Raw genomic sequence first — 5691 nt, 5'->3', positions numbered from 1 at the left:
GGCCGTGGAGCGGACCGGGTTGAGCTCCTCGACCAGACGGTCGAAGGGCACGTCCTCGTGGGAGTGGGCGTCCAACTGCACCTCCCGCACCCGGGGCAGCAGTTCGGCGAACCGCGGGTCCCCCGAAGTGTCGGTGCGCAGCACCAGCGTGTTGACGAAGAACCCGACCAAGCCGTCTAGCGCCTCGTCGGAACGCCCCGCCGTCACCGACCCGACCGGCACGTCCGTCCCGGCCCCGAACCGGGTCAGCAGCGCGGCCAGCGCCGCCTGCAGCACCATGAACAGCGTGACCCGCTGCGAACGCGCCAACTCCGCCAGCGCAGCGTGCAGTTCGGTGTCCACGGCGAGGGTGACGCGTTCGGCGAGCCGGTCCCCTCCGGTGGCGGGGCGCGCCTGGAGGTAGGGCAGCGTCAGCTCCTCGGGGCTGCCGGCCAGGGTCTCCTTCCAGCGGGCGAGCTGACGGGCGACCAGGCTGTCGGGGTCGTCCTCGGCGCCGAGCAGGTCGCGCTGCCAGAGCGCGTAGTCGGCGTACTGGACCGGCAGCGGCTCCCAGCCGGGCGCCTCCCCCGCGCACCGGGCCGCGTAGGCGGCCGCGAGGTCGCGCAGCAGCGGCGCCATCGACCAGCCGTCGCCGGCGATGTGGTGCAGCACCACCAGCAGCACGTGCTCGCGCTCGCCGAGCTCGAACAGGGCCGCGCGGAGCGGCAGTTCACCGGCCAGGTCGAAGGGCCGCCAGGCGGCCGCGGCCAGCACCCCGGCCAGGTCCGCCGCCAGGCACTCCAGCACGTCGAGCCGCAGCCGGACGCCCTCGGCCGGGCGGACGTGCTGGCACGGCAGTCCGTCGGTCTCGCCCACCACGGTGCGCAGGCTCTCGTGCCGGACCACGACGTCGGTGAGTGCGGCCCGCAGCGCCTCGCGGTCGAGCCGGCCGTGCAGCCGCAGCGCGAACGGCAGGTTGTACTGGGCGCTCGGGCCCTGGATCCGGTCCAGCAGCCACATCCGCTGCTGGGCGAAGGAGAGCGGCAGGGTGTCCGGGCGCGGGCGGGCGGCGAGCGCGGTGCGGCCGCCGGCCGCGGTGTCCAGCCGGGCCGCGAGCTGGGCGACGGTGGGCGCGTCGAAGACCTCGCGCAGCTCCAGTTCCGCCCCGAGCACGGTCCTGATGCGGCTGATCAACCGGGTGGCGAGCAGCGAGTGGCCGCCGAGGTCGAAGAAGCCGTCGTCGACCGAGACCGCGACCGGATCCAGCCCGAGGACCTCGGCGAAGAGCCCGCAGAGCAGTTCCTCCCGCAGGTCGCGCGGCGGACGGCCGGCGCCCCGGGCGGGGAGCACGGGCCGCGGCAGCGCCCTGCGGTCGAGCTTGCCGTTGGGGGTCACCGGCAGCGCGTCGATGACCACCAGGGCAGCCGGCACCATGTACTCGGGCAGCCGGGCGGCCAGGTGGGCGCGCAGCGAGGCGGTGTCCACGGCGGTGTCCACGGCGGTGTCCACGGCGGTGTCCACGGTGGCGTCCCCGCCGCCGTCCCCGCCGCCCTGCGGCACCACGTACCCGACCAGGCGCTGGTCCCCGGGAGTGTCCTCGCGCAGCACCACGACGGCGTGCGCGACCAGCGGGTGACCGGCCAGGGTGTTCTCGATCTCGCCGAGTTCGACCCGCAGGCCGCGGATCTTCACCTGGTCGTCGGCGCGGCCGAGGAAGAGCAGCGCGCCGTCCCGGCCCCAGCGGGCCACGTCGCCGGTGCGGTACATCCGGCTGCCGGCCGGGCCGTACGGGTCGGCGACGAAGCGCTCGGCGGTCAGGGCCGGGCGGTTGAGGTAGCCGCGGGCCAGCTGGTCGCCCGCGAGGTAGAGGTCGCCGGGCACGCCCGGGGGCACCGGGCGCAGGTCCGCGTCCAGGACGTGGACCCGGGTGTTCCACACCGGCCGGCCGATCGGCACGTGCGGGTTGTCGGTGTCGTGCCGGCACGGCCAGGCGGTGACGTCGACCGAGGCCTCGGTGGGCCCGTAGAGGTTGTGCAGCGGCACGTCGAGCAGGGCGAGGAAGCGGTCCCGCAGGTCGGCGGGCAGGGCCTCGCCGCTGCAGAACACCGCGCGCAGCCCGGTGCAGCCGGCCGCCGCGGGCTCCTGCACGAAGACCTGGAGCATCGACGGCACGAAGTGGGTGACGGTGATCCGCTCGCGCCGGATCAGTTCCGCCAGGTAGGCCGGGTCGCGGTGGCCGCCGGGCCGGGCGAGCACCATGGTGGCGCCCTCCAGCAGCGGCCAGAAGAACTCCCAGACGGAGACGTCGAAGCCGAACGGCGTCTTCTGGAGCACCCGGTCGGCCGCGGTGAGGCGGTACTCGTGCTGCATCCAGGCCAGCCGGTTGACGATGCCCAGGTGCGGCACGGCCACGCCCTTGGGCTTTCCGGTCGAGCCGGAGGTGTAGATCACGTACGCGGGGTGGGCGGGCAGCAGCGGGGCCGGACGGTCCGCGTCGGTGACCGGCGCCGCGGAGTGGGCGGACAGGTCGAGGTCCTCGTAGCGCAGCACCCCGGCGGTGCCGGCCGGGACGGCCGCGCCGCTCGCACCGGTGGTGAGCACCATGGCCGGGGCGGCGTCGGACAGCATGTGGCCGATCCGGTCGGCCGGGTACTCGGGGTCGACCGGCAGGTAGGCCGCGCCGGTCTTGAGGACGGCGAGCAGCGAGACCACCAGGCCGAGCGAGCGCTCCATGACCAGCGCGACGGTGCGCTCCGGGCCGGCGCCCAGGTCCAGCAGCAGCCGGGCCAGCCGGTTGGCGCGGGCGTCCAGTTCGGCGTGGTCGAGCTGCTCGCCGCCGCAGACCACGGCGGGGTGCCCGGGGGTGCGGGCGGCCCGCGCCGCGAGCAGGGCGGGCAGGGTGGCGGGGGAGACCGGGGCCGCGGTGTCGTTCCACTCCTCCAGGACGCGGCGCCGCTGGGCCTCGTCGAGGATCTCGACGGTCGCCACCGGGCGCTCCGGGTCGGCGGCGACGCCGGCCAGCAGCCGCACCAGGGCGGCGGCGAGGTCCTGGGCGGTCTCCGGGTCGAACAGGTCGGCCGCGTACTCCAGGACGCCGCCGACCCCGGTCGGCCGTCCGTCGGCACCGTGCCGCTCGGCCAGGTTGAGGGTCAGGTCGAAGGCCGTGGAGGAGAACTCGGTGGGCTCGAACTCCGCTCTCACGCCGGGGAATTCGAGGGTGGCACCGGTGGTGTTGTTGAACGCCAGCATCGCCTGGAAGAGCGGGTGGCGGCCAGTCGCGCGGGCCGGGTTGAGCTCCTCGACCAGGCGCTCGAAGGGGACGTCCTGGTGGGCGTAGGCGGCCAGGCTGGCGGCCCGGACCCGGGCCAGCAGCTCCGCGAAACCGGGGCGGCCGGACAGGTCGACGCGCAGCACCAGGGTGTTGGCGAAGAAGCCGACCAGGCCGCCGAGGGCGTCGTCCGCGCGGCCCTCGACGGGTGCGCCGAGCGGGATGTCCTCGCCGGCGCCGAAGCGGCCGAGCACCGCGGCGAACGCGGCCTGGAACAGCATGAACGGGGTGACGTGGTGGGTGCGCGCCAGCACCGTCAGCCGCTCGTACAGCTCGGGGTCCAGTTCGACCGGGACGCTCCCGCCCCGGTAGGAGGCGACGGCGGGGTGCGGCCGGTCGGTGGGCAGCGCCAGTTCGTCCGGCAGGCCCGCCAGGGCCCGGCGCCAGAAGCCGAGCTGACGGGAGAGCAGGCTGTCCGGGTCGGCGGCGTCGCCGAGCAGGTCGCGCTGCCAGAGGGTGTAGTCGGCGTACTGGACCGGCAGCGCGGCCCACCCGGGGGCGCCGCCGGCCAGCCGGGCGCGGTAGGCGGTGGCGAGGTCGTCGAAGAGCGGGCTCAGCGAGGCGCCGTCCCCGGCGATGTGGTGCACGACCAGGACCAAGACGTGGTCCTCGGTGCCCCGCGGGATCAGGTAGGCGTGCAGCGGCACGTCGGCGGCCAGGTCGAAGACGTGGCCGGCGGCCTCGGCGATGGTGCGCTCGCCGACGGTGAGCAGCGGACCGGCCGGGGCGTCCAGCACCTGCTGGTACGGCTCGCCGGCGACCGGGCGGAAGACGGTGCGCAGCGCCTCGTGGCGCAGCACCACGTCGTGCAGGGCGCGGTCGAGGGCCCCGGCGTCCAGTGGGCCGCGCAGCCGCAGGGCCAGCGAGATGTTGTGCATCGGGCTGGGGCCTTCGAGCTGGCCGATGAACCAGAGCCGTTGCTGGGCGGAGGAGAGCGGCAGCCGCTCCGGGCGGTCGGCGCGGCGCAGGGCGGGCCGGGCCGAGGGGGTGGCGAGCCGTTCGGCGAGCTCGGCGACGGTGGGGGCCTGGAAGAGGTCCGGGATGGTGACCTCGGCGCCCAGGACGGTGCGGATCCGGGTGACCAGGCGGCTGGCCAGCAGGGAGTGGCCGCCGAGGACGAAGAAGTCGTCGTCGACGGTGATCGAGTCGCGGCCGAAGACGCCGGCGAACAGGGAGCAGAGGATCTGTTCCTGCGGGGTGCGCGGGGCGCGGCCGCGGCCCTCGGTGACCAGGGGCGGCTCGGGCAGCGCCCGGCGGTCGACCTTGCCGTTGGCGTTCAACGGCAGGGCGTCGACCACCATGACGTGCGGGACCATGTAGCCGGGCAGCTGGTCCCCCGCGTGGGCGCGCAGCTCGGCCGCCAGGTCCGGCCGTTCGCCGTCGGGGGCGCCGTGGTCGGGGGTGCCGTGGTCGGGGGCGCCGTGGTCGGGGGTGCCGTGGTCGGGGGTGCAGTAGGCGACCAGGCGCTTGTCGCCGTCCTCGGTGCGCACCACGACGACGACCTGGCCGACGCCGGGGTGGCGGCCGAGGACGGCCTCGATCTCGCCGAGTTCGATCCGGAAGCCGCGGATCTTGACCTGGTCGTCGGTGCGGCCCAGGTACTCCAGCAGTCCGTCCTCCCGGCGGCGCACCAGGTCGCCGGTGCGGTACATCCGCTCGCCGGCCGCGAACGGGCAGGCGACGAAGCGCTCGGCGGTCAGGGCCGGGCGGTTGAGGTAGCCGCGGGCCGCGCCGGTGCCGGCCACGTACAGCTCGCCCGGCACGCCCACCGGGACGGGCTCCAGCCGCCCGTCCAGCACGTACACCCGGGTGTCGTCCAACGGGGCACCGATCGGCACCCGGCCCGCGGTGTCGGCGGTGGTGATGTGGTGGAAGGCGGCGAAGGTGGTGGTCTCGGTGGGGCCGTAGCCGTTGCCGAGCGTCACCTCCGGGCAGGCGTCGAGGACCCGGCGGACCATCGCCGGGGCGGCGGCGTCACCGCCGGTGGTGACCGCGCGCAGCCCGGCGAGGCTCTCCGGGGCCTCCTCGGCGACCAGGTCGAACAGGCCCTTGGTGAGCCAGAGGGCGGTGACGCCGTGGCGCTCGACCACCGCGCGCAGGCGGGCCGGGTCGAGGTCGCCGGGCGGGGCGACGACGACCGTGCCGCCCGACAGCAGCGGCACCCACAACTCGTAGGTGGCGGCGTCGAAGGCGTGCGGGGAGTGCAGGAGGATGCGCCGGTGGTGCTCGGTCCAGCGGTGGTCGGTGGCGAGGGTGACGACGTCGTGGTGGGTGATCGCGACGCCCTTCGGCAGGCCGGTCGAGCCGGAGGTGTACATCACGTAGGCGAGCTGCTCCGGGTGCACCGCCGGAAGCCCGGACCCGTCGTCGGCGAGGTCGTCCGA

1 protein-coding gene is annotated in these 5691 nt (G+C 75.5%); it reads right to left on the bottom strand.

Going from position 1 to position 5691, the window contains the following annotated elements; translation table 11 throughout:
- Positions 1–5691 (bottom strand): non-ribosomal peptide synthetase (locus tag ABTY61_RS41540; RefSeq protein WP_350510447.1); only part of this gene is annotated, 5691 nt, incomplete at both ends.

It is taken from the genome of Kitasatospora sp. NPDC096128, from assembly GCF_040303105.1.
GTDB lineage: Bacteria > Actinomycetota > Actinomycetes > Streptomycetales > Streptomycetaceae > Kitasatospora.
The sequence above is the reverse complement of the archived record's forward strand: the minus strand, read 5'-3'. Positions and strand labels throughout refer to the sequence as shown.